The organism is Plantibacter sp. LMC-P-059a (assembly GCF_030209505.1).
In the GTDB taxonomy this organism is placed as follows: Bacteria; Actinomycetota; Actinomycetes; order Actinomycetales; family Microbacteriaceae; genus Plantibacter.
The window spans coordinates 196802-221600 of the sequence record NZ_JARVRZ010000006.1; the positions used below are offsets into that span (position 1 = coordinate 196802).

Genomic DNA, 24799 nt, shown 5'->3' on the forward strand with positions numbered 1-24799 from the left:
AGCGCCTCCGCGTGCCGCTATAGGCCGATGCCCGGCCGCCCCGATGCACCGTCGGCCTCCTGCGTCGTGCAACCCAGGGTTCCGCTCGGTTCCAATATCCTATAGGATTATCGCGATGTGCCGGCTGGTGCCGGATCGACGGACTCGATGACGAGGAGATGCAGATGACCAGGCTCTGGAACCGGCCGGCGGACTTCGCCGATGAGATGGTGGACGGGTTCGTCCGAGCCAACGGTCGTTGGGTGCGCAAGGTCTCCGGTGGCGTCTCCCGGTCCACGCGGTCCGCCGAGCCGGAGGTCGCACTCGTCATCGGCGGCGGATCCGGGCACTACCCCGCGTTCGCCGGCCTGGTCGGCCCCGGCCTCGCCCACGGTGCGGCGATGGGCAACCTGTTCGCCTCCCCATCGGCCCACCAGGTCGAGAGCGTCATCCGTGCGAGCGAACAGGGTGAGGGCGTCCTGCTCAGCTACGGCAACTACGCGGGAGACGTGCTGCACTTCACCGCCGCCCAGGACGCCGTGCGCGCCGACGGCATCGACTGCCGCACGGTCACCGTGACCGACGACATCTTCAGCGCCCCGCCGACGGAGCTCCAGAAGCGCCGCGGGATCGCGGGCGACCTCACCGTCTTCAAGGTGGCGGGCGGAGCAGCCTCCAGCGGCTACCGCATCGACGACGTCGAGCGCGTCGCGATCCTCACCAACGCCCGCACCCGCTCGATGGGCGTCGCGTTCTCCGGATGCACCCTGCCGGGTGCCGACGAGCCCCTGTTCTCCGTTCCGGATGGACGCATGGCGGTCGGACTCGGGATCCACGGTGAGCCCGGCATCGACGAGACCGACATCCCGTCCGCCGACGGCCTCGCCGAGCTGTTCGTGCAGCACCTGCTCGACAGCGCCGAGATCCCTGAGGGCGTCGCGGTGGACGGCGCGCGCGTCGTCCCAATCCTCAACGGCCTCGGTTCGGTGAAGTCCGAGGAACTCTTCGTCGTCTACGACCGCGTCGCGACCCTCCTCGAGGATGCGGGCGTCACCCTCGTGGACCCGCAGGTCGGCGAATTCTGCACGAGCTTCGACATGGCCGGCGTCTCCCTGACCCTGCTGTGGGTCGACGAGGAGCTCGAACGGCTGTGGAGCGCGCCCGCCGACACCCCGGCCTACCGCACCGGCGCGGTGGACACCGGCGCCCTCGAGACCGTGACCGCCGAGGACACTGAAGCCGCCGAGTTCGTCGTTCCGGAGGCGTCCGCCGAGTCGCAGGAGTCCGCCGTCGTCGTCGCCACGGCCATCACGGCCATCCACGAGCTGATCGCCGAGCACGCCGACGAACTCGGCCGGCTCGACGCCATCGTCGGCGACGGCGACCACGGCATCGGGATGGACCGCGGGGCGACCGCGGCCGCCGAGGAGGCCGAACGGCTGCGAGCGGCCGGCGCCGGCGTCGCGACCGTGCTCGACCGAGCGGGCGACGCCTGGTCCGACCGGGCCGGCGGCACGTCCGGAGCGCTCTGGGGCGTCATGCTGCGCACCCTCGGCGAGCGCCTCGGCGACACCGAACGCCCGACGGCCACCGCGGTCAGCGAGGGCGTCACCGCCGCGAAGGACGCCGTCATGCGCTACGGCAAGGCGTCCGTCGGCGACAAGACCCTCGTGGACGCTCTCGTCCCGTTCGCCGACACCTTGGCAGCACGCGTCGGCGACGGCGACGACCTCCCCACCGCCTGGACCGCGGCGGCCGCAGTGGCCACCACCGCCGCCCACGACACGGCCGGACTCATGCCAGGCATGGGCCGCGCCCGCTCGCACGGCTCGAAGGCCGTCGGCGTCGAGGACCCCGGAGCCGTCTCCCTAGCCCTCATCGTCGAACGCGTCGGCGCGCTGCTGTCCGACCACTGATTCGCACCACCCACCGACCCTCGAACGGCATCCCCGGTCCCTGAATCGACACCCCGGTCCCTGAGCTTGTCGAAGGGCCACCCACGAAAGGCACACCATGACCCGCACCTGGCGAATCGTCATCGGCTCCGATGACGCCGGTTACGACTACAAGGAGATCCTCAAGCGCGACCTGGAGGCGAGCGACCTGGTCGCCTCCGTGGTCGACGTCGGGGTCGACGCCGACGGGCACACCAACTACCCGACCGTCGCGGTGACGGCCGCGGAGATCGTCGCGCGTGGCGAGGCCGACCGGGCCCTGCTCATCTGCGGCACCGGTCTCGGCGTCGCGATCGCGGCGAACAAGGTCCAGGGCATCCGGGCCGTCACCGCCCACGACGGCTTCTCCGTCGAACGCGCCGTGCTCTCCAACGACGCCCAGGTGCTCTGCATGGGCCAGCGGGTCGTCGGCATCGAGCTGGCCCGCCGCAACGTCCGCGAATGGCTCACCTACGAGTTCGACACCACCAGTGCGTCGAACGACAAGGTGCAGGAGATCAGCGCGTACGAAGCCTCCTGATGACCCACCACCCCCGCCCGATCCTCGTCGGCGTGAGCCTGAAGATGTACTTCGGCCACGTGCAGACGCTCGACTGGTGCTCGGCCGTCGCGGGGGTCACGGCCGAGCACCACGCCCTCCGGACCGGCGCCGCCGAGCTGTTCGTCATCCCCGGGTACCTGTCGGTGACCGGGGCGGTCGAGCGGCTCCGCGGCGTCGCCTCCGTCGGGGGTCAGGACCTCGCGACCGAGGACCGCGGTGCGTTCACGGGCGAGGTCAGCGGCGCGGCCCTCCGCGAGGTCGGCTGCGAAGTCGTCGAGGTCGGGCACGCCGAGCGCCGTCGACTGTTCGGCGAGACACCCGACGTCGTCCGCGCGAAGACCACCGCCGCCCTCCGCAACGGACTCGCTCCCGTGCTCTGCATCGGCGAGGCCGCGCAGGGCGACCCCGAGGACGCGGCCGCCTCCTGCATCGACCAACTCGACGACGCCCTGGCCGGGGCGGTGGCCGCGGGGATCGTCGGCCGGGTCATCGTCGCCTACGAGCCGCACTGGGCCATCGGTGCCGCCGAGCCCGCCGCCCCTGACCACATCAGGACGGTGTGCGCACGGCTCCGCGACCATCTCGACGCCCTCGCCGAGCAGGGTGCGGTCAGCACGTCCTCGGCCGTCATCTACGGCGGCAGCGCCGGGCCCGGCCTGCTGACCACGATCGGCGACGCCGTCGACGGCCTCTTCCTCGGCCGGTTCGCGCACGACCCGGCGGCGCTCGCGCTCGTCCTCGATGAAGCGGCCGCCCTCCGGAGCACGGACGCCGACCTGCCGCGATGACGCCTGACGGCCCCGTAAACTGGACCTCGACGATCATCGCGGCAGCTCGACCGGGGGTCCCCCTCCGTGACGACGCCCCGAGCACACATTTCGGAGACCGCCGTGGTTGATGCCGTCTTCCCGCTCGGCGCCTCCTCCTCACTCGAACGCCGCGGGCTCCGCGACCGGGTCTACGAGCTGGTCCTCGACATGCTCCTCAGCTCGGGCATCGAGCCCGGCGCGCGGCTGTCCATCGACGCCATCGCCCGCGACCTCGACGTCTCCCCGACGCCCGTCCGCGAGGCGCTCGTCCAGCTGGAGCGCACGGGCCTCGTCACCCGCGTCACGCACAAGGGCTACCGCGTCGCCCCGCCTCTCGCCGACGACCAGCTCGAGTCGCTGTTCGACGCCCGTATCGTGCTCGAGAGCGGCGCGACCGCCCTCGCCGCCGCCCAGGCCGACGACCTCGTCCCGGCCCTCGAGGTCGCCCTCGCCCAGCACGTCGAGATGACCGCCAGGGTGCGGGCGTCGGCGTCGACCGGCGAGATCCCCGTCGCCCTCCTGCGGGAGTACTTCGCGGTCGACTGGAACTTCCACCACCTCATCTTCGAGGGCACCCGCAACCCGTTCCTCCTCGACATGTCCGAGGGCATCTCGACCCGCGTGCACCGCATGCGTCAGACGGTGGAGACGGGCGTCACCGACGCCGACCAGGCCGTGGTCGAGCACCGGGCGATCCTCGACGCCTTCTCCGAGGGGCCGGAGGCCGCCGCGGCCGCCATGCGGTCCCACATCGAGCTCGTCCGCATGCGCGCCCGGAGCGACGCCGAGCACTGAGGCGCCTGCCGCCTTCCCCGCGCCGCCCTGCCCCGGTCCCTGAGCCACCCTGCCCCGGTCCCTGAGCTTGTCGAAGGGCGCACGGAACGGGGCCGACCGCGTGAGCGATCGACCCCGTCCAGGTGGTGCGTCGTGACTAGTGCGCCGTGCGGTTCGCCGTCGTCTCGAGGAGGTCGTCCGCCTTCGCCCCGCGGAAGAACCTCGTGCAGTACAGCATCGCCGCCGCGAGGAACGCGAACACACCGAGCGACACCACGCCCCACGCGCCGCTGTCGGTCGGGACGCTCTCGTTGATCCCGGTGCGCATGATCGGCGCCACGAAGCCGCCGAGGTTACCGAGCGAGTTGATGAGGCCGATGCCGGCCGCTGCAGCGGTTCCGGTGAGGAACGCCGTCGGGTAGGCCCAGGTGATCGGTCCGACCGAGAGGAAGCTCGCCACGGCGATCGTGATGAACAGGATGCCGAGGAACGGCTGGTTGTTCGCGCCCGCCCAGGCCGAGGCCAGGATGAAGACACCCGTCGAGATGTAGAACATCGTGCCCCAGGTGCGGCGGCGGACGACGGTGTTCGCGTTGCGACCCACGTAGTAGCAGGCGAACAGACCCACGAGCCACGGGATGGCCGCCACGAGACCGACCTGCCAACCGACATCCTGGCCGATGAGGTTGGAGACCTGCTGCGGCAGGTAGAACGTCGTCCCGTAGACCGCGATCTGGAGGCAGAAGTAGATGATGGTGAAGTACCACACCTTCCAGCTCGTCATCGCCTTCACGATGCCGGTCGGGCCGTCCGACTGCCTGACGGTGTCCTCGCGTTCCATCGCGGCCGTCAACGAGTCCTTCTCCGACTGGCTCAGCCACTTCGCCTGTTGTGGCGAGTTGGTGAGGAAGTAGAGCGCCGCGAGTCCGGCTAGGACAGCGAGCATGCCCTCGGCGAAGAACATCACCTGCCAGCCGTGCCACGGCGTCAGGGCGTCACCGAAGCTGATGAGGCCACCGCTCAACGGGGCGCCGAGCATCTGCGAGAACGGCTGCGCCAGGTAGAAGATCGAGAACATCTGGACGCGGACCTTGTTGGGGAACCACTCCGACAGGAACATGATGACGCCCGGGAAGAGCCCGGCCTCGGTCACACCCAGCAGGAACCGCAGGATGATGAACATCGTGTCACCCGTGGTGAACGCGAACAGCGCGGCGACGATGCCCCAGGTGACCGCGATGCGGGCGAGCCAGAAGCGGGCGCCGAACTTCTTCAGCAACAGGTTGCTGGGGATCTCGAAGATCGCGTAGCCGATGAAGAAGATTCCGGCGCCGAGGGCGAAGGCGCCGTTGGAGATGCCGCGGTCGACGCTGAGCGCCTCCTCGGCGAATCCGACGTTCGTGCGGTCGAGGAACGCGACGAAGTACAGGATGACGAGCATGGGCATCAGGTGCTTCGACGCCTTGCGGATCGCCGACTTCAGGGCCGGATCGTTGGTCGATCCGATCGCCGGCGGATTGGGTGTGGACAAGACACTCTCCTTTGAGATGACTGGTGCGGGTGGGTGCTGCTGGTGCTGCTGCTGCTGCGTGAGGTGGTCAGGAGACCAGTGACGGGATGATCATCCAGAGGCCGATGCCGACGAAGACGACGCCGAGACCGAGGAAGATCAGCCGGGACTTGGTCCATTGGCCGGTGAGGTGCTGCATGTGCTGCTCCGTTCGCTCGTGGTGCGGGGTGGTGCATGCACCGGACGCACCCGCGGATCGGGGCGGCCGGCTCGGTGCAGGAGACGACTCAGTGCATGTAGAGGCCGCCGTCGACGTTGAGCGTCTGGCCGGTGACGAAGCCGGCGTCCTCACTGATGAGGTAGGCGATCGCGGCGGCGATGTCGCGCGGGGTGCCGATGCGTGGGAGGACGCCGTCGGCGGCCATCGCCGTCTTGCGCTCCTCCGTCAGGGTGCCGCCCATGATGTCGGTGTCGATGGGGCCGGGCGAGATGGCGTTGACGGTGATGCCGTCGTGGCCGAGTTCGCGCGCGACGCTCCGGGTGAAGCCGATGACGCCGGCCTTCGCCGCCGAGTAGGCCGTCTTGCTGAACGTGCCGCCGCCGCGCTGGGCGGAGACGGAGGACAGGCTGACGACTCGGCCGACGCCGTTCGCCACCATCGACTCCACGGCACGACGGGTCGTGAAGTGGACGCCGTTGAGGTTGATGTCGATGACGCGCTTCCACTCGTCCGCACTCACCTCGAGGTACGGCACCGGCGAGGCCACACCGGCGAGGTTGACGAGCGCGACGAGCTGCGGGAGGGCGGCCTCGAGGGCGTCGAACGCGGCACGGACCTGTGCCTCGTCCGCGACGTTCGCCCCGGCTCCAGCCGCCTGCACGCCGTGCTGCTCCGCGATCTCCGCGGCGACGGCCTGCGCGGCCGCCTCGTCGAGGTCGATGATCCCGATGTTCCACCCCAGCTCGGCGAGGTGGTGGGCGGACGCGCGCCCGATGCCGCGCGGGGAAGCCGCCCCGGTGAGGACGACGGTCTTGGACTCGGGGAAGGTGGTGGCGGTCATGACCGGCCTTTCTGCGTGATGGGGGCGAGGGCTGTGGAGTCCGGCGGAACCGGACGGCCTGCTCAGTTGATGGGGGCCGGCCCGAGCTCGTCCATGAGCTGCTTGATCGCGACGTAGGCCTTGTTGCGGTAGGCGATGAGTTCCGGCGTGCGGTCGGCGGGCACGTCGAGGTAGCCGGCTCCGGACTTCGTGCCGAACTTGCCGGCGTCGACGAGCTCCTTGAGGGAGTCCGGCGTGGCGAAGCGCTCGGGCCAGCGCGTCTGGAGCGAGGCGTAGCAGAACGAGTACACGTCGAGCCCGGCCATGTCGGCGATCGCGAACGGCCCGAAGACGGGCAGTCGGAACCCGAAGGTCGTGCGGACGATGGTGTCGATGTCCTCCGCCGTCGCGACGCCCTCCTCGACGAGCTGCGTCGCCTCGTGGAACAGCGCGTACTGCAGCCGGTTGAGCACGAAGCCGGTGGAGTCCTTGACCCGGGCGGTCTCCTTGCCGGTGGCGGCGACGATCTCCTCGACGGTCGCGATCGCCGCGTCGGCGGTGGTCTCGTGCGGGATCAGTTCGACGCCCGGGATGAACGGTGCCGGGTTCGAGAAGTGCACGCCGAGGAACCGTTCCGGGTTCGTGACGGCCTCGGCGAGCGAGCCGATGAGGATGGTCGAGGTGTTCGAGCCGATGATCGCGTCGGGCGAGGCCGCTGCGCTGATGCGGCGGAGGGTCTCGTGCTTGATCTCGATCTTCTCGGGGACGGCCTCCTCGATGAAGTCGGCTCCGGTGACGGCCTCCTCGATGGAGGCGGCCGGCGAGACGTTCGCGCGGATCCGCTCGACGGCGTCGGCGGGGAAGAGGCCGTCGGCGACGAACTGCTCGGTCTCGGCGATGAGGCGGTCGTAGTTCTTGCGCGCGATCTCCTCGGAGATGTCGGCGATGCGGACGGTGGCGCCGGACAGTGCGAGCACCTGGGCGATGCCGCCGCCCATGTAACCCGATCCGACGACGGCGATGGTGTGTGCGGTCATGGGGTTGCTCCTGTGATCGTTTCGGTCAGGCCTGCGGCAGCAGGGTCCTGATGTACTTCTGGTTGGTGGAGCACATGCCGAGGCTGTCGCCGCCGTAGTGCTCGGCCAGGATGATGCCGTCGAAGCCGAGTTCGACGGCGTCGCGGAAGACCTGGCGGTAGTTGATGAGGCCGGCCTCCATGGTGGAGGGGACGGACGTCGCCCAGCTGCCGTCGGCCAACTCGTCGCGCGTGTAGTTCTTCACGTGCATGTAGTTGGCGTACGGCAGGGTCTTGGCGAACAGCTCGCGCCAGTCCTCGACGGGGCGGTGCAGGCGGATGAGGTTCGCGACGTCGGGGTTCAGGCCGACGTTGTCGAGGCCGACCTCCTCCACGAAGCGGACCGCGCTGTCGGCGGTGCCGAGGTAGGTGTCCTCGTACAGCTCGAGGGCGAGGGGCAGCCCGACGTCGGCCGCGTGCTTGCCGAGTTCGCGGATGCGGCTGACGGCGGCGTTCCACACCTCGGGGTCGTCGGGGTCCTTCGGGCCCTGCGCCGTCCAGAACCAGAGCGCCTTCCGCTGCGCCTCGCTGAAGGGCTGGTGCAGGCCGGTGGAGAACACCTGCATGCCCCACTCCGCTGCGGCGTCGATGGTGCGGTGCGCGTACTCGAGATTGCGCTCCTCGTGACCGGGCATGATGACGCTCTGGCGCTGCAAGTGGACGGAGGGGACACCGACACCGTGCGACTTCGCGATGGCGAGGAACTCGTCACGACGCGATGGCTCGAGGTCGGCGGGTCGCACGTGGCTGTCGGGCAGCTCGGCGAGGGTGAAGCCGACACCCGCGACCTGCGCGAAGAGGTCGTCCCAGGCTTCCGGCTCGGCGTCGTGCAGTGAGACGCCGTTGCGGTCGACCGGCGGGATGCCGTGGAGGCAGGTGGCGATGGGCCAGGTCTCAGCGGTCCAGGTGGTCTTCGACGCCGCCGAGGTCGGCGATGCGGTCGCGTTCGTATCCGTCATGATGCTCCATTGCGCTCAGGGACTGCTGCCCGGGGGTGATGCTCCCGGTGAAAAAGATCCTATAGGAAATAGTAAACCGTTTCCGGGAATGCGCAAGAGCACCTCGACAGGCTCGGTGACCGGGCGCGCCGACCACCCCGCCGACCGACGGACTCCGGGGTCAGCGAGCCCAACCCGGTCATCGAGCGCGACCCGGTCACCGAGCCTGTCGAGGTGCGGCCACCTCAGCCGCCGAGGATGTCCCAGTCCTCGTCGTCCGCGTCGGCGATGCCACCCGCGATGAACGCCTCGCCGGCCTCGGTCGCGCGATCGCGGACCCCGAGCAGCAGCTCCTCGAGGGAGCCTGCCGAGAGGAACCGCATCTGGTCGAGCTCGCTCACAGGCGCGATGCCGGCGAGCTGCCATGACGACTCGAGCGGATCGTCAGCGAGCTCGACCACCGAGGCCCACTGCTGCTCGCTGAACTCACTCGCCACCGCGAGCGAGCGACGGACGGCCGCCTCGGTCTCGCCGCGCAGCGACTCGAACCGGTCGTCCCACTCCAGGTCGTCGAGGGTTCGGATCTCGGCGCGCGGGTACGGGTCGTCGGGTAGCCAGTCGGTGACCTCGAAGCGCTGGCCACCCTCGGCTATCACCGCGACGAACCCCTCGCCGCCGTCGACCTCCACGATCTCGGCGACCGTGCCCGTCCGGAAGCGGTGTTCGCCGCCACCCGTCTCCCGGCCTCGCTCGATGAGCACCACGCCGAACGCCGGGTCCTCCGCTTCGAGGAGGTGGGCGAGCATCGTGAGGTAGCGCTCCTCGAACAGCCGGAGCGCGAGCGGCATGTGCGGGAACAGCACGGAGCCGAGTGGGAACATCGGGAGTTCGAGGACGGGGAGTCCGGAGGCCCAGGGCTCGGGGCTGAGGGAGTCGGTCATGTCAGCGTCCCTTCGTCCCGTCGACCCGCGGCGGTGCCGGTGCTTCCCCGACGTCCCGCCCGAATCGTCCTGCGATCATAGCCGCCGGACGCCGGAGCGGACTCAGGCGGCGAGCAGGGCACGCAGCGCCTGATCGAAGCGGATGGCGCGGTCGACCTCGACGGCCGTGTCGTACTCGGTCCCGCGGAGGGCGACGTGGAGCGGCCCGTCGACGTCGATGAACCCGATGCGGCGGTCGCCGATGAACACCCCGAAGCGGTCGGCTGCGAGCTGTTCGACCCACGCTCGTCTGACGTCGGTGGTCGGGCCGTCGGCGGAGTCCATGGAACGCCCTCTCTCGACGGATGCGGGATCAGGACGAGACACGTCGTTCACGATACCTCGACTGTCTAGCTATCTCCGCCGTGGTTCATCATGACAGCCGGAACGCATGTTGGACAACTCCCCGGCCGGTGCCCGTCGAGGCCAGGGAGGACATCGTTGCGAGATCGTGGCGCGATGGTGCGCGGATCTTCAGGAAGCGTCCGTAGGATGCTGATCGTGGGGTGGAAGTGGCCGTGGGGACGCAAGCGCATCGTCGATGCGCCGGTCGATGCCGGGTCCGACCCCTACCTCCAGTACCTGGAATGGGTACGCCTCGGCAAGCCGTCGCTCGCCTCGCCCGACGATCCGCCCCTCACCTTCGACCCCCGGTTCGCACCGAGGCTCGCCTCCGACGCGGTCAACTCCTCGCGCGCCGACGGCGTCTGACCACCAGGCCTGCAGCTCCCCCGGGCACAGCACAGCGCCCGACACCAGTGGTGCCGGGCGCTGCGATGGAGACTACGCGGTGGCCTGCTCCGTGGCCGCCTCGCGACGCGGGAGCTTCCAGCCCGGGCGCACGAAGTGGCAGGTGTAGCCCCACGGGATGCGCTCCAGGTAGTCCTGGTGCTCGGGCTCGGCCTCCCAGAACTCGGACACCGGCTCCACCTCGGTGACGACCTTGGCCGGCCACAACCCGGACGCGTCGACGTCGGCGATGGTGTCGCGCGCGACGCGCTCCTGCTCGGGTGAGGTGTAGAAGATGGCCGAACGGTAGCTCAGGCCGACGTCGTTGCCCTGACGGTTCTTCGTCGACGGGTCGTGGATCTGGAAGAAGAACTCCAGGAGCTCACGGAAGGAGAGCCGGCTCGGGTCGAACACGACCTCGAGCGCCTCCGCGTGGGTGCCGTGGTTCCGGTAGGTGGCGTTCGGGACGTCGCCGCCGCTGTAGCCGACACGCGTCGAGATGACGCCGGGCATCTTGCGGACGAGGTCTTCCATGCCCCAGAAACATCCGCCGGCCAGGACGGCACGCTCGGTGGTCCTGCCCTGCTCGTCTGCTGCACTCATCGTGACTCCTCCTTCGTGCCGAGCACCGTGCGGGGTCCCCGCGTGCTCCGGTCTTCGGCTCCATGGTATGCAACAGCGGGTGCTTCCGGACTGTTCCGCCCGGGGGTTGCACTCAGGAGTCCCCCAGGTGCGCGGAGGGCCGGGCGTCACTCAGAGGGTCGCCTTGCGACGGAGCTGCTTGATCGATTCGTGGATCTCGGGGGCCAGCGCCACGGCACCCGACTGCTCCGACTGTTCGAGGGCGACGGCTTGGGCCTCGTCGGCGGCGGCGAACCAGGAGGCGATGGTCACGCCGTGGCCGGGCTGCCGGACGATCTCGATCGTGTCGCCCGCCTGGACCGTCCCGCTCTTGACCACCTTGAGGTAGGCGCCGGGCCGGGCGGCGTCGGCGAAGCGCTTCACCCAGCGCGGCTCGCGGAGCCGTCGCTGGAACGTGCCGCACGGCGTGCGCGGGCACGTCACCTCGACGACGAGGGTGTCGCCGATGCGCCAGCGTTCACCGATCTCGGCGCCGTTCACGTCGAGCCCCTGCGTGCGGAGGTTCTCACCGAACAACCCGGGGGTGATCTCGCGATCGAGCTCGCCCTCCCAGAACCGCGCGTCCTCCTCGGCGTAGGCGTAGAGCGCCTTCGTGAGGCCGCCGTGGTGCTTTCGGTCGGCCTGCACGTCGCCGTAGAGCCCCATGGGCCGGACGTGGAGCGGCTCGTCGACCGCGCGCTTGTCGATCGCGGTGACGCCGATCGACCCGTCGTCCATCTGGAGGGCGTCGACACGGCAGAGGGCGAGGAGTTCAGGCATGGGACCAGTCTGCCGTGTCCTCGCCGCCGGTGGCGGCACGGCGCCCGGCAGACCTCAGGCGGACTCGCGCACGACGAGCGAGACGCCCACCGTCCGCCGGACCGTCGGGCCGGAGAGCGGGAGCGCGCCGGACATCATGCCGTCGAGCAGTTCCAGGCTGAGCCGGGCGAGGTCGCGCTTGTCGACGGCGACGCTCGTCAGCTCGGGGGTGACGAAGCGACCGAGGTCGAGGCCGTCGATGCCGATCACCGCGACGTCCTCCGGCACGCGCACCCCGGCGCGCGCGAACCCCTTGAGCACCCCGACCGCCATGACGTCGTTGAAGACGAGGACCGCGTCGACCTCGGGGAAGGCGTCGCGGCAGCGGAGGGCGGCGGCGACGCCACCCTGGTGCGTGTCGTCCGCCCAGGTCTCCGACGCCTCCGACCAGGGCAGGCCGTGCTCCGCGAGGAGGGCGCGGTAGGCGAGGCGACGCCCGGAGGGCTCGGCCGAGGCGTCGATCATCGCGATGGAGCGCCGACCGGTGGCTGTGAAATGGGCGATGGCCTGACGGATGCCGTCGTCGAAGTCGATGTCGACGCCGGCCACCGGTGCCGCAACCGGCTCCTCGGCCGCAGGATCGTCGTGGTCGCGGGTGCGCTGGTCGCCGAGGGAGACGAAGGGGATGGTCGCGAACGCCCCCTGCAGGGCTCCGTGGTCGGCGCCGTTGCGTCCGACGACAGCGTCGACCTGCCGTGCGAGTTCGGCGAGCTGCGCGCGTTCGGCGTCGGGGAGCTCCGGCCCTCGATCCGCCGCGGCCGGTCGCTCACCCGAGGCGACGCCCGCTCCCCCGACCTCGGCGACCAGCACGGTCCACCCGCGCTCGGCGGCCTGCTGCACGAGCGCCGCGGCCAGCTCCGGGTAGTACGGGTTCCGCAGGTCGTCGACGACGAGACCGAGCGTCGTCGTACGCCCGCTGACGAGATGCTGCGCGGCCCGGTTCGGCCGGTAGTTGAGTGATGCCGCGACCTCGATGACGCGCTGCCTGGTGGCCTCGCTGACGTCGCGCATGCCATTGAGTGAGCGGGTCACGGTCTGCCTGGAGACCCCGGCGACCCGGGCGACGTCGATGATCGTCGCTCGTGCGGGAGCCTGATCGTCGCGGGGTCTGGTCATGGACACATCGTACTGATACCATCGCCGTGAACGTTCACGGTAGCGTTCACGAAGACCACAGAACCGCCGATCAACGTCGAGGAGCATCACCACATGGAACACGTCGCCTGGGGAATCATCGGACCCGGAACCATCGCGGAACGCTTCGCGACGCAACTGCACGAGAGTCGTACCGGGCGTCTCGCGGCCGTCGCCAGTCGCGACGCGGCCCGCGCCCAGGAGTTCGGTGATCGCTTCGGCGACGGCACGGCTCCCGTCCGCGCCTACGGTTCCGTCGCCGAACTGCTGGCGGACCCGGACATCGACGCCGTGTACATCGCGACCCCGCACACCGAGCACGTCCGGCTCGTCATCGAAGCCGCTGAGGCCGGGAAGCACATCATCAGTGAGAAGCCGCTCTCGGTGAACCGCGCCGGAGCGATGCTCGCCGTGGAGACCGCCCGCCGCGCCGGGGTCTACCTCGCCGAGGCGTTCATGTACCGCTTCCACCCGCAGACGGCCAAGCTCGTCGAACTGGTGTCGTCGGGCACGATCGGCGAGGTCCAGCACATCGAAGCCTCCTTCGCCTTCGCCGCGGACCTGCCCGCCGACCACCGACTCATGAACCCGGAGCTCGCCGGCGGCGGCATCCTCGACGTCGGCGGCTACCCCGTCTCGATCGCGCGCCTCATCGCCGGTGCCGCCGTGGGCGCGCCGTTCGCCGACCCGACGGAGGTCACCGGCAACGGGACCATCGGTTCGACCGGCGTCGACGAGTGGGCCAGCGCCTCCCTCGTCTTCCCCTCCGGCATCACGGCGCACGTCACGAGCGGTGTCCGCGTGCAGGACGACAACCGTGTCGTCGTCACGGGCTCGGCCGGTCAGATCATCGTCGCCGACCCGTGGCTGCCCTCCGTCGAGGACGGCTCGACGATCGAGGTCCGCACCGTCTCGGGCACGGAGTCGATCCTGATCCCCGGAGCGCACCAGTATGCGATCCAGGCCGATGCACTCGCCGAGTTCGCCGAGGCCGGACAGGCGCCGCAGATGCGGTGGGCCGACTCGCTCGGCAACGCCGCCACCCTCGATCGCTGGCGGGCCGCGATCGGCCTCGAGTACCCCTTCGAGTCGATCGACACGGACGTCCCGACCGGTTCCGGCCGTCCACTCACCGTGCGCGCCGAGCTGCCGATGCCCACCGGTCGGATCGCCGGCATCGACCACGACATCTCCCGGCTCGTCATGGGCGTCGACAACCAGGAGACCCTCCCGCAGGCCTCCGCGATGTTCGACGACTTCTTCGAGCGCGGCGGTAACGCCTTCGACACCGCCTGGCTCTACGGCGACGGACTCCAGGAGCAGCTCCTCGGGCGGTGGCTCGCGAACCGTGGCCTCCGCGATGACGTCGTCGTGATCGGGAAGGGTGCGCACACGCCGTTCTGCGACCCGGAGTCGATCTCACGTCAGCTGTTCGAGAGCCTCGAGCGGCTCGGGACCGACCACCTCGACCTGTACCTCATGCACCGCGACAACGTCGAGGTACCGGTCGGTGAGTTCGTCGACGTGCTGAACGAGCACGCCGAGGCCGGTCGCATCCGCGCCTTCGGCGGGTCGAACTGGTCGATCGAGCGGTTCGAGGAGGCGAACGCGTACGCCGCGGCGCACGGCAAGCGTGGCTTCGCGGCGCTGAGTAACCACTTCGGTCTCGCGCGGGCGCTCGACGTGCCGTGGGCGGGTTGCGTGGAGGTGACCGATCCGACCAGCCGTGCCTGGCTCGAGGAGACGAAGACGCCGCTGCTGCCGTGGTCGTCCCAGGCTCGCGGGTTCTTCACGGGCCGTGCCGAGCCCGAGGACTTGTCCGATCCCGACCTCGTGCGCTGCTACTACAGTGACGACAACTTCGAGCGCTTGGCTCGTGCCCGGAAGCTCGGTTCGGACCTGGGAGTCGCGCCGACCGCGATCGCCCTGGCGTACGTGCTGGCGCAGGACTTCCCGACGTTCGCGCTCATCGGGCCGCGGTCGATCGAGGAGACCCGCTCGTCGACCGACGCCCTGTCCTTGAAGCTGACGCCGGAGCAGGTCGCCTGGCTCGACCTCCGCGTCTGAGCGGGTCCCTCGGGTGGTGCCAGCGCGGTGCGCTGACGCGAGCGCGGGTCTGTGGCGGGGCGCCAGCGCGGTGCGCTGACGTCACCGCGGGTCATGGGCGTGAGCGCGGGTCTCCAGAGACCCGCGCTCAGTCGCGCGGGACGCGCCCACGCCGAGTCGCTCCATCTCACGTCAGCGCACCGCGCTGACCCGAGCGCTGGGTGCGGGGCCCGACCACGCGTGACCCGGCGCCAGCGCGGTGCGCTGGGCCTCGCCGCGGGTCTTACGCGTGAGCGCGGGTCTCCAGAGACCCGCGCTCACGCGTAAGGGGTGCGCTCATGCCGAGTCGCGACGTCTCACGTCAGCGCACCGCGCTGGCACCCACGACCACCACCACACCACCCGCGGCGATTAGACGTCAGGTGAGGGGCTTGCGGGCCCGGTCGCGCGCGAGGAGGACACCGAGCAGCAGGATCAGGATGAGGACGACACCGCGGGCGAGGCCCTGCCAGTAGAAGGACAGGCCGATGAGGTTCATCCCGTTCGTCAGCAACGCGAAGATGAGCACTCCGACGAGCGTGCCGAAGAGGTTCGGCCGGCCGGTCCGGCTGAGCGTCGTCCCGATGAACACCGCACCGATCGAGTCGAGCACGTAGAGCTGCCCGCTGTTCGCGACGAAGCCGTTGCTCCGCGCCGCGAGGATCAGTCCGGCGATCGCCGCGATCCCCGCCGCGAAGACGAACGCGGTCGCCATCGACGTCCCCGCCATCCGTCCGGCGATCCGCGTGGCGGTCGGCTGCTCCCCGGCGGCCGTCAGCACGCGCCCCCAACGACTCCGCTCAAGCGCCGCCCACACGATGAGGAGGACGATCACGGCGATCACGATGGGCGCGGCCACCCCGAGCACCGAACCGGCACCCAGCCACGCGAACTCGTCCGGCACACTGCTACGCGACAGGTAGATGGGCGAGCCGCCGTCAGTCGCCACCTGCTGCACCCCACCACCGATGAACCAGACGCTCAAGGTGGCCAGGAACGGTCGGATGCGCAGCACGACGATGAGGAACGCGTTCACCGCACCCACGAGGAGGCCGACGACCAGCCCGCCGACGATCGCGACCCAGGCGACGTAGTCGTCCGCGAGGAGCGCCGAGGCGGTCAGCGCCGCGAGGTCGATGGCGACCCCGATCGACAGGTCGATGCCGCCGGCCCGCACGACGACCGTCATCGCCACCGCCGCCAGCAGGAGCAGGGCGTTCTGGTTGAGCACGCCGAGCAGGTTGTCGGCGGTGAGGAACGACGGCGACAGGATCGCGAAGACGATGAGCAGGACCGCGAGCACGGTCGGGGCGAGGGCCTGCGGGACGGCGGCCCCGAGTCCGCTGACCGTCAGGGTGGAGAGCGGACCGCCTGCCCGCTTGTCCGAGCCGCTCCCCCGGCGACCCGGGGTGTCGCTCCGCCGGCCCCCGCCGGTGGTGGTGGACGAGTCGGCTGCGGGCGTCGCATCCTCCCGGGTGTCGATGCTCATCGCTTGACGCTCCGTTCACGGATCGCGGCGACCGCAAGGACCAGCAGGATCAGCACACCCTTGGTGATGCCGATCCACTGGCTCGGGACGCCGAGCTGACTGAACCCGTTCGTGAGGATCGCGACGAACACGGCGCTGAAGAGCGTGCCGGTGATCGTGACGACCAGGCGACGGGAGAACGCGATCGAGAGGAAGGTCGCGAGGAGGATGTCGATCAACGACTGCTCCCCGATCCCCGGGAGGGCCGCGGAGAGCCGGCTCGTCATGAGCACACCGGCGATGCCGGCGAGCACGGCAGCGAGCACGTAGCTGCCGACGAGGTGGCGGTTCACGCTGATCCCGGCGACCCGCGCGGCGGTGGGGTTCTGGCCGACGGCCGCGTTCCGCACACCCCAACTGGTGCGACCGGTGGCGAAGACGACGATCGCGAAGACGATCACGAGCACCACGACCGCGGCAGGGACCCCGAGCACATGACCGCTGCGCAGCCAGACGAGCCCACCGTCGGACACGGGCACCTTCACGTTGTCGGTGATGACGATCGTGAGACTCGTGACGATGCTCATCATCGCGAGCGTGACGAGGAGCGGGCGGATCCCGGCGACCACGACGAGCCCGTTCACGAGCCCGATGAGCGCGGTGGCGCCCAGCCCGAGGAGCAGGGCGAGCGGCAGGCCGAGCTGGGCCTGCAGCAGGACCGCGACGAGCGCACCGGAGAAGCCCAGGACGGCGCCGATCGAGAGGTCGATGCCACCACGCACGACGTCCTCGCCACCCGTCACGACGACGACGGACAAGCCGAAAGCGGCGATGGCGTAGACCGCGGACTGGGTGAGGATCGTCGCGAGGTTCGCGGGATCGAGGAAACCGGGCGAGGCGACCGCGAAGACGACGATCTCGATCACGACGATCGCGTAGCCGATCAATCCCAGCCGGGACACCGGGCGGCGCTTCGTCGTGGACTCGGCGGCGGCCGAGGGAGCGGCGGGCGGTGCGGACAGGGCGGTCATGCGGAGGCTCCTCGGGTGGGCGATGCTGCGTTCCGGGAGATGGTCGATGGCCCTTCGACAGGCTCAGGGACCGGGGTCGGCTCAGGGACCGGGGTCGGCTCAGGGACCGGGTTGGTCTCAGGGACCGATGGGGCGGCGAGCTCGGCGACGCCCGTCGACCACGCGAGGATCGTGTCGGCCGTCGCCTGCGACCGCGGAAGCTCTGTACGGATGGTTCCGCGATACAGCACGAGCACGCGGTCGGCGAGGCCGATGAGTTCCTCGAGGTCGACGCTCACGAGCAGCACCCCGGCGCCCTGGGCGACGAGCGCATCGATCTCCGCGTAGATCTGCTGGCGCGAGCCGATGTCGACCCCGGAGGTGGGCTGATCGAGCACGAACATGGTCGATCCTGCGGCCAGCCAGCGACCGAGGACGACCTTCTGCTGGTTGCCACCGGACAGGCTGCCGGCGACCGCGGCGTCGTTCGCCGGTCGGATGTCGAGCCGCTCGACGAGGTCGGCGGCGATCGCTCGCTCGCGTCGGCCGCGCAGGATGCCTCCGAGGCCCGTGATGCGGTCGAGCGCCGCGAGCGTCAGGTTCTCCCGCACGGACTGCCGGTTGAGGATGCCGTCGCGGTGGCGGTTCGCCGGCACGTAGGCGCCGCCGCCACGGACGAAGGCACGCGGCGAGCGGATCGTGCCGGCGGCGCCGAGGCGCACCGTTCCGCCGTGGGCGCGGAGGCCGACGACGGCGTCGGCGAGCTCCTCGAGCCCGGAGCCGACAAGGCCGGTGACCCCGACGATCTCGCCCGGCCGCACCGTGATCGAGACGCCGTGGAGCCGGTCCGGCACCGTCAGCGCGTCGATCGCGAGGACCGGCTCGCTCCCGGCGTCCGCCGCGACGCGTTCCCCGTCTCCGAACTCCGTGACACTGCGGCCGACCATGAGCTGCACGATGGCGTCGAGCGTCGCGTCGGGGTCGGCGAGATCGAGCGCACCGACGCGTTCGCCGTTGCGGAGGACGACGACGCGGGACGCGATGTCGCGCACCTCCTGCAGGTAGTGGGAGATGTAGATGACGGCGACGCCCTCGGCCTGCAGGGCGCGGACGGTGCGGAACAAGCGCTCCACGTCCCCCGCGGCGAGCGGGGCGGTCGGCTCGTCGAGCACGAGGATGCGCGGGCGCGTGATCGTCGCGATCGCGAGCTGCAGGAGTTGCTGCTCGGCCACGCTGAGTTCGTCCACGAGCGTGCTGCCGGGGACGTCGAGTCCGACGAGGTCGAGGAGCTCCCGTTCCGCGCGGCGGTCGAGCTGCCGGCCCGTGAGGAACGGGGTGCGTGAGCCGAGGAACAGCTGCTCGGCGACAGTGAGTCGTCCGGCGAGGTGGCGGTCCTGGTGAATGACCCGGATGCCGAGGCGTTCGGCGTCGCCGGGGTTCCGGATGACGGCGGGTTCGCCGTCGATGTCGATGGACCCCTCGCTCGCCGTGTAGAGCCCGGTGAGGATCTTGATGAGCGTCGACTTGCCGGCACCGTTCTCGCCGACGAGCGCGACGACCTCTCCCGGCTGCACCTCGAGGTCGACGTCGTGCAGCACGCGGACGCCGCCGAAGTCCTTCGCGATGCCCCGCATGGTCACCGCCGGCGCGGGTGAGCCGGAAGCAGCCGCGCCGGGCCGACCGTCCAGCGTGCGCTGGGCGGTCGACTCGTCGGTCGAGGTGCGGTCCGTCATTCCAGGCCGAGTCGCTTGCGCTCGTCGGCGACGTTCGCCTTGTCGATGAACACGGCGTCGAGGTAGGTGCTCAGCGGCACCTCGTCCTGCTGTCCACCGAGGTACCGGGCGACGTTGTCCGCGCTCGTCGTGCCGAACAGGGTCGGCTGCTGCGCGACGGTGAACTGGTAGACCGAGGCAGGGTCCTCGATGAGGTCGAGCGCGCCGGGCTCGGCGTCGACGCCGTACACCTTGATCTCGTTCCGACCGGCTGCGTCGATGGCCTGCGCGGCACCGATCGCGGGGAGGTCCCAGCACGACCACACGGCCGAGATCTCGCCCTTCGGGTACCGGGTCAGCGCGTCGTTCGTCTTCTGCTTGGCGTCCTCGATGGTGCCCTCGTAGACGTCCTGCAGCTCGGGCTCGATGACCTCGATGTTCGGGTAGTTCTTCAGCACCAGCTTGAACTCGTCGTAGCGGATCTGGCAGGGGGTGACGTCGTAGAAGCCGTTGAAGACGAGCACCTTGCCCTTTCCGCCGATGTCCTCGGCGAGCGTGCGGGCGAGCGTGGAACCGATCTGCCAGTTGTCGGAACCGATGTTGTTCACCGAGTTCTCGCTGGCGTGGTCGATGGTGAAGACGGGGATGTCGGCGTCCTTCGCCTGCTGCAGCGCCGGCGCGAGCGTCGTGGCGTCGCCGAGGATGACGACGATCGCGTCGACCTTCTGCGAGACGAGGTTCTCGACGTTGGCGAGGTGCTTGTCGTCCTGCGCATCGGCCTGGGTCGCGACCACCTTCGCGCCGAGCTCCTCCAAGCGGTCCTGGACGCCCTGGTAGGTGAGGCGACCGAAGTCGCGCACGACGTCCTTCGCGGCCACACCGACGGTCTTGCCCTTGAGCGAGGGGACGTCGGCGTCGGACGCAGCGGAGCTGGCCGCGGGGCCGCTCGTCGACTCGCCGGACGAGGACTGCTTCAGCGAACAGCCGGTGGCGAGACCGGCCACGACGGCCAGCGAGATGATGGACAGCGCGAGGCGCGATCGACGACGCATGGGGACTCCAGAGGACGGTGGGGCGCGGGACGGTACGGGGGTGGGTCGGGGCCGCCGTCCGCTGTCGGTGCGGGCGTGAGCTGCACCGGGACGTCGGGGTTGCAGTAACAGTAGGGACGGACGGGGAGGGCCGCGAGAGGGCGCTCAACCTGACGTAACACAACGCCTGGCGGGGACCAGTAGCCGGGCCCGGCCACGCGAAACGTCGGATGTATCATGGCGCGAGGTGGTGCGACCGGCGACCGCCACGCACGAGCAGGGGGTCTCCATGGCAGTCACCGACGAGGCGATCGCGAGGATCCAGGCGATGATCGTGACGGGCGATCTCAAGCCCGGGCAGCGGCTCCCACCGGAGAAGGAACTCAGCGAGACGCTCGGGCTGTCGCGCAGCTCGCTCCGCGAGGCCGTGAAGGCACTGGAACTCATCCGCGTGCTCGACGTGCGTCGCGGCGACGGCACCTACGTCACGACGCTCGAGCCGAGCCTGCTGCACGAGGCGATGTCGTTCGTCATCGACATGCACGCCGACGGCTCCCTCATCGAGATGTTCGAGGTGCGCCGGATCCTCGAACCGTCCGCGTCGGTGATGGCGATCCAGCACCTCGACGAAGCGAAGATCGCCGAACTGCGCGCGATGGTCGACGAGGTGGACGAGTCGACCACGGTCGAGGACCTCGTCGCGCACGATCTCCAGTTCCACGCGCGCGTCATCGAGCTGAGCGGCAACGCCTACCTCGCGAGCCTGCTCGCCGCCCTCGGCAGCAAGACGGTCCGCGCCCGCATCTGGCGCGGCCTCACCGAGGAGAAGGCCGTCGCCCGCACCCTGCAGGAGCACCACGCGATCGTCGACGCCCTCGAGCGACGCGACATCGAACTCACCCGGTCCCTCGTGACGGTGCACGTGAGCGGCGTGGAGAGCTGGCTCCGCCGCTCGATGTGACCGAGGCCTGCGACCCGGGGCGGGTAGCGTGTGGGCATGGACGGCACGATCGACACCCGAGCGCTCATCGATCCCATCGACGGCGAGGCCATGGCGAAGGCGCCCGCGTACCACCGCGCGCCCTCCGCGCGGCTGTTCATCGGCCTGATCGCGGGAGTCGTCGTGGTCGTCGTCGCCGGGTTCGTCCTGTTGGGAACGGTGTCCTCGTCCTCACGAGGCGGCTCCGGCCCGACACCGATGCTCGGGATCGGACTCCTCGCGGCCGCCGCCGTCGCAGTGATCGCGGTCCTCTCCTGGCGCACGAGGCGCATCAAGCGCTTCCGCCTCTCCCAGTTCGCCGCAGCCAACGGGATGACCTACACCGCCGACCTCAGCTACCCGCCGTTCCCCGGCATGATCTTCGGGATCGGATCGTCGCGGCAGGCCACCGACGTGCTGCGGGGCGATCGTCCCCGCCCCGTGGAGTTCGGCAACTACCGGTACACGGTCCGCCACGGGAAGAGCTCGACGACGCACCACTGGGGGTACGTCGCGGTGAAGCTCGACGTCCCCCTGCCGAACATCGTGCTCGATGCGATCGGCAACAACGGGTTCGGCTCGAACCTCCCGGCGGCGTTCCAACGAGCGCAGCGGTTGTCCCTGGAAGGCGACTTCGACCAGCACTTCACGCTCTACTGCCCCGCCGGCTACGAACGGGACGCCCTGTACCTGTTCACCCCGGACATCATGGCGCGGTTCATCGACCACGCCGCCCAACTCGACGTCGAGATCATCGACGACTGGCTGTTCCTCTACACGAAACGAGAGGTGTCGACGCTCGATCCCGACACCTGGGCCTGGCTGTTCAGCGTCGTCGACGCGCTGATGACGAAGTTGGACCAGTGGGCGCGGTGGCGGGACGACCGCCTCCAGCCGCAGTCACCAGGAGGGCTGGAGCACTCGTCTGCGCCAGGCGCTCAGGCCGGCTCCCCCGCACTCGGACTCCTCAAGCCGCCGCCGGGGGTCGCTCCGTCCGGCCGCAGGTTGCGACGATCCGGCACGTGGATCCCCATCGTGTTCGTCGTCGGAACGGTGATCCTCTGGATCGTCATGCGCATGAACTGACCCCTGGTCCGCGCGCATGTCGACGACGTCTGGTGATCGACAGACGAGGACGGAACAGGCCGGTTGCTGGGATGGCTGGGTGACCGACCCCGGTCACTCGTCAGAAAGGACCATCCCATGCGCAGATCCGCCGCCTTCGGCTTCGCCGTCCCCGTCCTCGCCCTCATGCTGGGGCTCACCGCCTGCTCCGGGACGTCGGACGCACCGTCCGGCGGTGGCGGGTCGCCGTCGACCGCCGACGCCTACGCCCAGGCGTTCGACGACTACACGATCTCCCTCGCGGGTTGCCTGCGCGACCACGGGGTCGACGTCGTGGACCCGGAACCCGGCACGGCGATCACCCTCGACGGCAGCGACGCGATGAACCAGGCCTACGACGCCTGCAGCACGGAACTCGGCCCACCGCCGGCCAACCCCGATCAGCCCACCCGGGGCGAGATCTCCGACGAACTGCGGCTCCGCGCCCAGTGCCTGCGCGACCAGGGGTTCGACGTCCCGGACCCCGACGCGAACGGCGTGTGGGACCTGCCGGAGGACCTGTTCGACGAGGCCAGGGCCTGCGCCGTGCAGTGACGACCGCTCCGGCCGGGACGGCCGACCGATCCGTCGATCGGTCGGCCGTCTCGTCGTCCCGGGGTCAGGCGTCGTCCGGCTCGGGAGCGTGCACGGCGGGCAGCAGCACCGTCACTTCGAGCCCGCCGGCCGGCAGCGGCGCGAGGCGCAGCGAACCTCCGTGCAGTTCGACGATCCGCGCACCGAGCGTCAGCCCGAGCCCGTTGCCCCGGTCGGCCCCGGCGGTGCGCGCGATCCTGGCGTCGCGGCGATCGAACGGCTCGACGAATCGAGCGACCTCGTCGTCGCCGAGCAACGGTCCTGAGTTGCTGACGACCACGACCGCGTGGTCGGCCGCGGACGGGTCGGCCTGCGGATCGCCGCCCACCCACACCGAGACCCATCCGCCCGGACCGCTGTTGTACCGCACGGCGTTCGACAGCAGGTTCGTCAGCAGCTGCTGGAGGAGCACGCGATTGCCGAGCACGGCGGTGCTCCGGAGGGTCGAGGAGATCGTGACGCCGGCGTGGGCGACGTCCGGTGCGACGAGCTGCGACGCGTCCCGGGCCACCGCCGCCAGGTCGACGGGCGAGGTCGTGAGCGGACGGCGGTCGAGCTGGTTCAGCTGCAACAGGGCTTCCACGATCGCGATCCCCCGCTCGTTCGTCTCGTGCAGTCGCCGGAGCGCGCGGTCGACGTCACGGCCCTCCGGATCGGCCTGCGCCACCTCGATGAGCATCTTCATGGTCGCGAGCGGCGTGCGCAGCTCGTGCGAGGCATTGGCCGCGAAGCGCTTCTGCGTGAGGAACGACTGCTCCAGGCGCGCGAGCATGTCGTCGAAGCGGTCGGCGAGTTCGCGGAACTCGTCGCGCGGACCCGTCATCGCGATGCGGTGGTCGAGCGAGCCCGCCGCGGCAGCCCGCACCGCGTCGTTGAGGTCGCGCAGCGGCCGCAGGACCCGACCGGCGACGATCCAGCCGACACCGGTGCCGATCACGGCCATCGCGATGAGCGCGAGCATCGAGTAGTTGATGAGCGAGTCGCGGATCTCGCCACGGGTGATGCCGGACAACTGCTCCGGATCGGCGGCCGGCGCGATCGGGTAGTCGGGGAAGCGCCAGATGATGACGTTGATGACGATCAGCGCGACGAGGCCCGTGACGACGGTGAAGGCGGCATACGTCGCGGTGAGCTTGACGCGGGCGGTGATGCGCGTCGGACGGGACGAGACCGGTCGAGCGGGCGACTCGGTGGTCATTCTGCGTCCACCCTCGTGCGCTCGTCCTCGCCCGGCGGGAGCACCCGGTACCCGACGCCCGGCACGGTGTGGATGACCCACGGCTCGCCGAGGACCTTCCGCAGCGTCGACATCGTCACCCGCACGGCGTTCGTGAACGGGTCGGCGTGCTCGTCCCAGGCCTGTTCGAGCAGGTCTTCAGCGCTCACGACGCCACCCTTCGCTGCGAGGAGGATCTCCAGCACGGCGAACTGCTTCTTCGCCAGGCGCACGTACCGCCCGTCGCGGTACACCTCACGGCGGAACGGGTCGAGCCGCACCCCCGCGTATTCGAGGACGGGCGGCAGGGACGCGGCAGGCCGACGAGCCAGCGAGCGCAGTCGGAGCACCAGCTCGCGCAGCTCGAACGGTTTCGTCAGGTAGTCGTCGGCGCCGATCTCGAACCCGCTCTCCTTGTCGTCGAGCTCGGCGGCGGCGGTGAGCATGAGGACCCGGCAGGGCAGTTCCTGCGCAACGATCCAGCGACAGACGTCGTCACCGTGCGTGCCGGGGAGGTCGCGGTCGAGGACGACGACGTCGTAGCTGTTCACGGCGAGCCGTTCGAGCGCGGCATCGCCGTCGAACACGAGGTCGGCGGCGAGCCCCTCGTGCTGCAGCCCCTCGAGGATGCTCTCGGCCAGGTACTGCTCGTCCTCGGCGATCAAGACACGCATGGAACCTCCGGTCGTCTGGGCG

24 protein-coding genes are annotated in these 24799 nt (G+C 70.2%); 9 read left to right on the forward strand and 15 right to left on the reverse strand.

The genetic code is table 11. The annotated features are described in order from the left end of the window. The first annotated feature begins 164 nt into the window (after positions 1 to 164). From QRN27_RS14265 to QRN27_RS14280, 4 genes are all read left to right on the forward strand, one after another. Positions 165 to 1895 (forward strand): dihydroxyacetone kinase family protein, encoded by a 1731-nt coding sequence (locus tag QRN27_RS14265; protein WP_285042788.1) that lies wholly within the window; start codon positions 165 to 167, stop codon positions 1893 to 1895. Between the two features lie 97 nt (positions 1896 to 1992). Next, positions 1993 to 2454: a ribose-5-phosphate isomerase gene (locus QRN27_RS14270; protein ID WP_056013815.1), complete on the forward strand. Its 462-nt coding sequence runs from the start codon at positions 1993 to 1995 to the stop codon at positions 2452 to 2454. After that, positions 2454 to 3263, forward strand: coding sequence for a triose-phosphate isomerase family protein (locus QRN27_RS14275; protein WP_285042789.1), 810 nt, complete (start codon positions 2454 to 2456; stop codon positions 3261 to 3263). Before QRN27_RS14270 ends, QRN27_RS14275 begins: the two co-directional genes overlap by 1 nt. A 102-nt stretch (positions 3264 to 3365) precedes the next feature. Further along, positions 3366 to 4079 (forward strand): GntR family transcriptional regulator, encoded by a 714-nt coding sequence (locus tag QRN27_RS14280; protein ID WP_285042790.1) that lies wholly within the window; start codon positions 3366 to 3368, stop codon positions 4077 to 4079. 136 nt (positions 4080 to 4215) lie between these two features. On the opposite strand, the gene QRN27_RS14285 is transcribed toward QRN27_RS14280, so the two are convergent. From QRN27_RS14285 to QRN27_RS14310, 6 genes are all read right to left on the reverse strand, one after another. Next, positions 4216 to 5589, reverse strand: coding sequence for an MFS transporter (locus QRN27_RS14285; RefSeq protein ID WP_285042791.1), 1374 nt, complete (start codon positions 5587 to 5589; stop codon positions 4216 to 4218). 266 nt (positions 5590 to 5855) lie between these two features. After that, on the reverse strand, positions 5856 to 6629 hold the full coding sequence (locus tag QRN27_RS14290) for an SDR family NAD(P)-dependent oxidoreductase (protein WP_285042792.1): 774 nt from the start codon (positions 6627 to 6629) through the stop codon (positions 5856 to 5858). 62 nt (positions 6630 to 6691) lie between these two features. After that, entirely contained in the window at positions 6692 to 7645 is a 954-nt protein-coding gene (locus QRN27_RS14295) for a 3-hydroxyacyl-CoA dehydrogenase family protein (protein ID WP_285042793.1), read from the reverse strand. Positions 7646 to 7670: 25 nt separating this feature from the next. Continuing rightward, positions 7671 to 8642 carry a sugar phosphate isomerase/epimerase family protein gene (locus tag QRN27_RS14300; protein WP_285042794.1) on the reverse strand — a complete coding sequence of 324 codons (972 nt, stop codon included), beginning with the start codon at positions 8640 to 8642 and terminating at the stop codon, positions 7671 to 7673. A 224-nt stretch (positions 8643 to 8866) separates the two neighbouring features. After that, complete coding sequence (locus QRN27_RS14305) at positions 8867 to 9562, reverse strand: LON peptidase substrate-binding domain-containing protein (RefSeq protein WP_285042795.1); 696 nt, start codon at positions 9560 to 9562, stop codon at positions 8867 to 8869. A gap of 102 nt (positions 9563 to 9664) precedes the next feature. Next, on the reverse strand, positions 9665 to 9886 hold the full coding sequence (locus tag QRN27_RS14310; protein ID WP_285042796.1) for a hypothetical protein: 222 nt from the start codon (positions 9884 to 9886) through the stop codon (positions 9665 to 9667). Between the two features lie 207 nt (positions 9887 to 10093). Between QRN27_RS14310 and QRN27_RS14315 the strand changes: the two genes are divergently transcribed. Then, a complete protein-coding gene (locus QRN27_RS14315; protein WP_194671151.1) occupies positions 10094 to 10312 on the forward strand; it encodes a hypothetical protein in 219 nt (72 codons plus the stop codon). Between the two features lie 72 nt (positions 10313 to 10384). Here the strand turns inward: QRN27_RS14315 and msrA are convergent, their stop codons facing one another. The 3 genes from msrA to QRN27_RS14330 form a co-directional block, all read right to left on the reverse strand. Then, positions 10385 to 10933 (reverse strand): peptide-methionine (S)-S-oxide reductase MsrA, encoded by a 549-nt coding sequence (gene msrA, locus QRN27_RS14320; protein ID WP_285042797.1) that lies wholly within the window; start codon positions 10931 to 10933, stop codon positions 10385 to 10387. Positions 10934 to 11083: 150 nt separating this feature from the next. Continuing rightward, positions 11084 to 11731 (reverse strand): MOSC domain-containing protein, encoded by a 648-nt coding sequence (locus tag QRN27_RS14325; protein WP_285042798.1) that lies wholly within the window; start codon positions 11729 to 11731, stop codon positions 11084 to 11086. 54 nt (positions 11732 to 11785) lie between these two features. Then, positions 11786 to 12886 (reverse strand): LacI family DNA-binding transcriptional regulator, encoded by a 1101-nt coding sequence (locus QRN27_RS14330; RefSeq protein ID WP_285042799.1) that lies wholly within the window; start codon positions 12884 to 12886, stop codon positions 11786 to 11788. Positions 12887 to 12979: 93 nt separating this feature from the next. Between QRN27_RS14330 and QRN27_RS14335 the strand changes: the two genes are divergently transcribed. Continuing rightward, the gene (locus QRN27_RS14335; protein WP_285042800.1) at positions 12980 to 14971 is read left to right on the forward strand and encodes an aldo/keto reductase; all 1992 of its coding nucleotides are present in this window, start codon (positions 12980 to 12982) and stop codon (positions 14969 to 14971) included. A gap of 397 nt (positions 14972 to 15368) precedes the next feature. Here QRN27_RS14335 and QRN27_RS14340 read toward each other — a convergent pair whose 3' ends face one another. Genes QRN27_RS14340 through QRN27_RS14355 form a run of 4 tightly spaced genes read right to left on the reverse strand, consistent with a single transcriptional unit; the run spans position 15369 to position 20231 of the window. Beyond that, positions 15369 to 16478 carry an ABC transporter permease gene (locus QRN27_RS14340; protein ID WP_285042801.1) on the reverse strand — a complete coding sequence of 370 codons (1110 nt, stop codon included), beginning with the start codon at positions 16476 to 16478 and terminating at the stop codon, positions 15369 to 15371. Next, a complete protein-coding gene (locus QRN27_RS14345) occupies positions 16475 to 17488 on the reverse strand; it encodes an ABC transporter permease (RefSeq protein WP_285042802.1) in 1014 nt (337 codons plus the stop codon). The genes QRN27_RS14340 and QRN27_RS14345 overlap by 4 nt, the downstream gene beginning before the upstream one ends. Continuing rightward, positions 17485 to 19200: a sugar ABC transporter ATP-binding protein gene (locus QRN27_RS14350; RefSeq protein WP_285042803.1), complete on the reverse strand. Its 1716-nt coding sequence runs from the start codon at positions 19198 to 19200 to the stop codon at positions 17485 to 17487. The genes QRN27_RS14345 and QRN27_RS14350 overlap by 4 nt, the downstream gene beginning before the upstream one ends. Beyond that, entirely contained in the window at positions 19197 to 20231 is a 1035-nt protein-coding gene (locus QRN27_RS14355; protein ID WP_082455637.1) for a sugar ABC transporter substrate-binding protein, read from the reverse strand. Before QRN27_RS14355 ends, QRN27_RS14350 begins: the two co-directional genes overlap by 4 nt. A gap of 268 nt (positions 20232 to 20499) precedes the next feature. Between QRN27_RS14355 and QRN27_RS14360 the strand changes: the two genes are divergently transcribed. The 3 genes from QRN27_RS14360 (at position 20500) to QRN27_RS14370 (ending at position 22848) form a co-directional block, all read left to right on the forward strand. Further along, positions 20500 to 21171, forward strand: coding sequence for a FadR/GntR family transcriptional regulator (locus QRN27_RS14360; RefSeq protein ID WP_285042804.1), 672 nt, complete (start codon positions 20500 to 20502; stop codon positions 21169 to 21171). A 36-nt stretch (positions 21172 to 21207) separates the two neighbouring features. Next, positions 21208 to 22275, forward strand: a complete 1068-nt coding sequence (locus tag QRN27_RS14365; RefSeq protein ID WP_285042805.1) for a hypothetical protein — start codon at positions 21208 to 21210, stop codon at positions 22273 to 22275. A gap of 117 nt (positions 22276 to 22392) precedes the next feature. Then, on the forward strand, positions 22393 to 22848 hold the full coding sequence (locus tag QRN27_RS14370; protein WP_285042806.1) for a hypothetical protein: 456 nt from the start codon (positions 22393 to 22395) through the stop codon (positions 22846 to 22848). A gap of 64 nt (positions 22849 to 22912) precedes the next feature. Here the strand turns inward: QRN27_RS14370 and QRN27_RS14375 are convergent, their stop codons facing one another. Next, complete coding sequence (locus QRN27_RS14375) at positions 22913 to 24085, reverse strand: sensor histidine kinase (protein ID WP_285042807.1); 1173 nt, start codon at positions 24083 to 24085, stop codon at positions 22913 to 22915. Continuing rightward, positions 24082 to 24777 carry a response regulator transcription factor gene (locus QRN27_RS14380; RefSeq protein ID WP_285042808.1) on the reverse strand — a complete coding sequence of 232 codons (696 nt, stop codon included), beginning with the start codon at positions 24775 to 24777 and terminating at the stop codon, positions 24082 to 24084. Before QRN27_RS14380 ends, QRN27_RS14375 begins: the two co-directional genes overlap by 4 nt. Between the last annotated feature and the right edge of the window lie 22 nt (positions 24778 to 24799).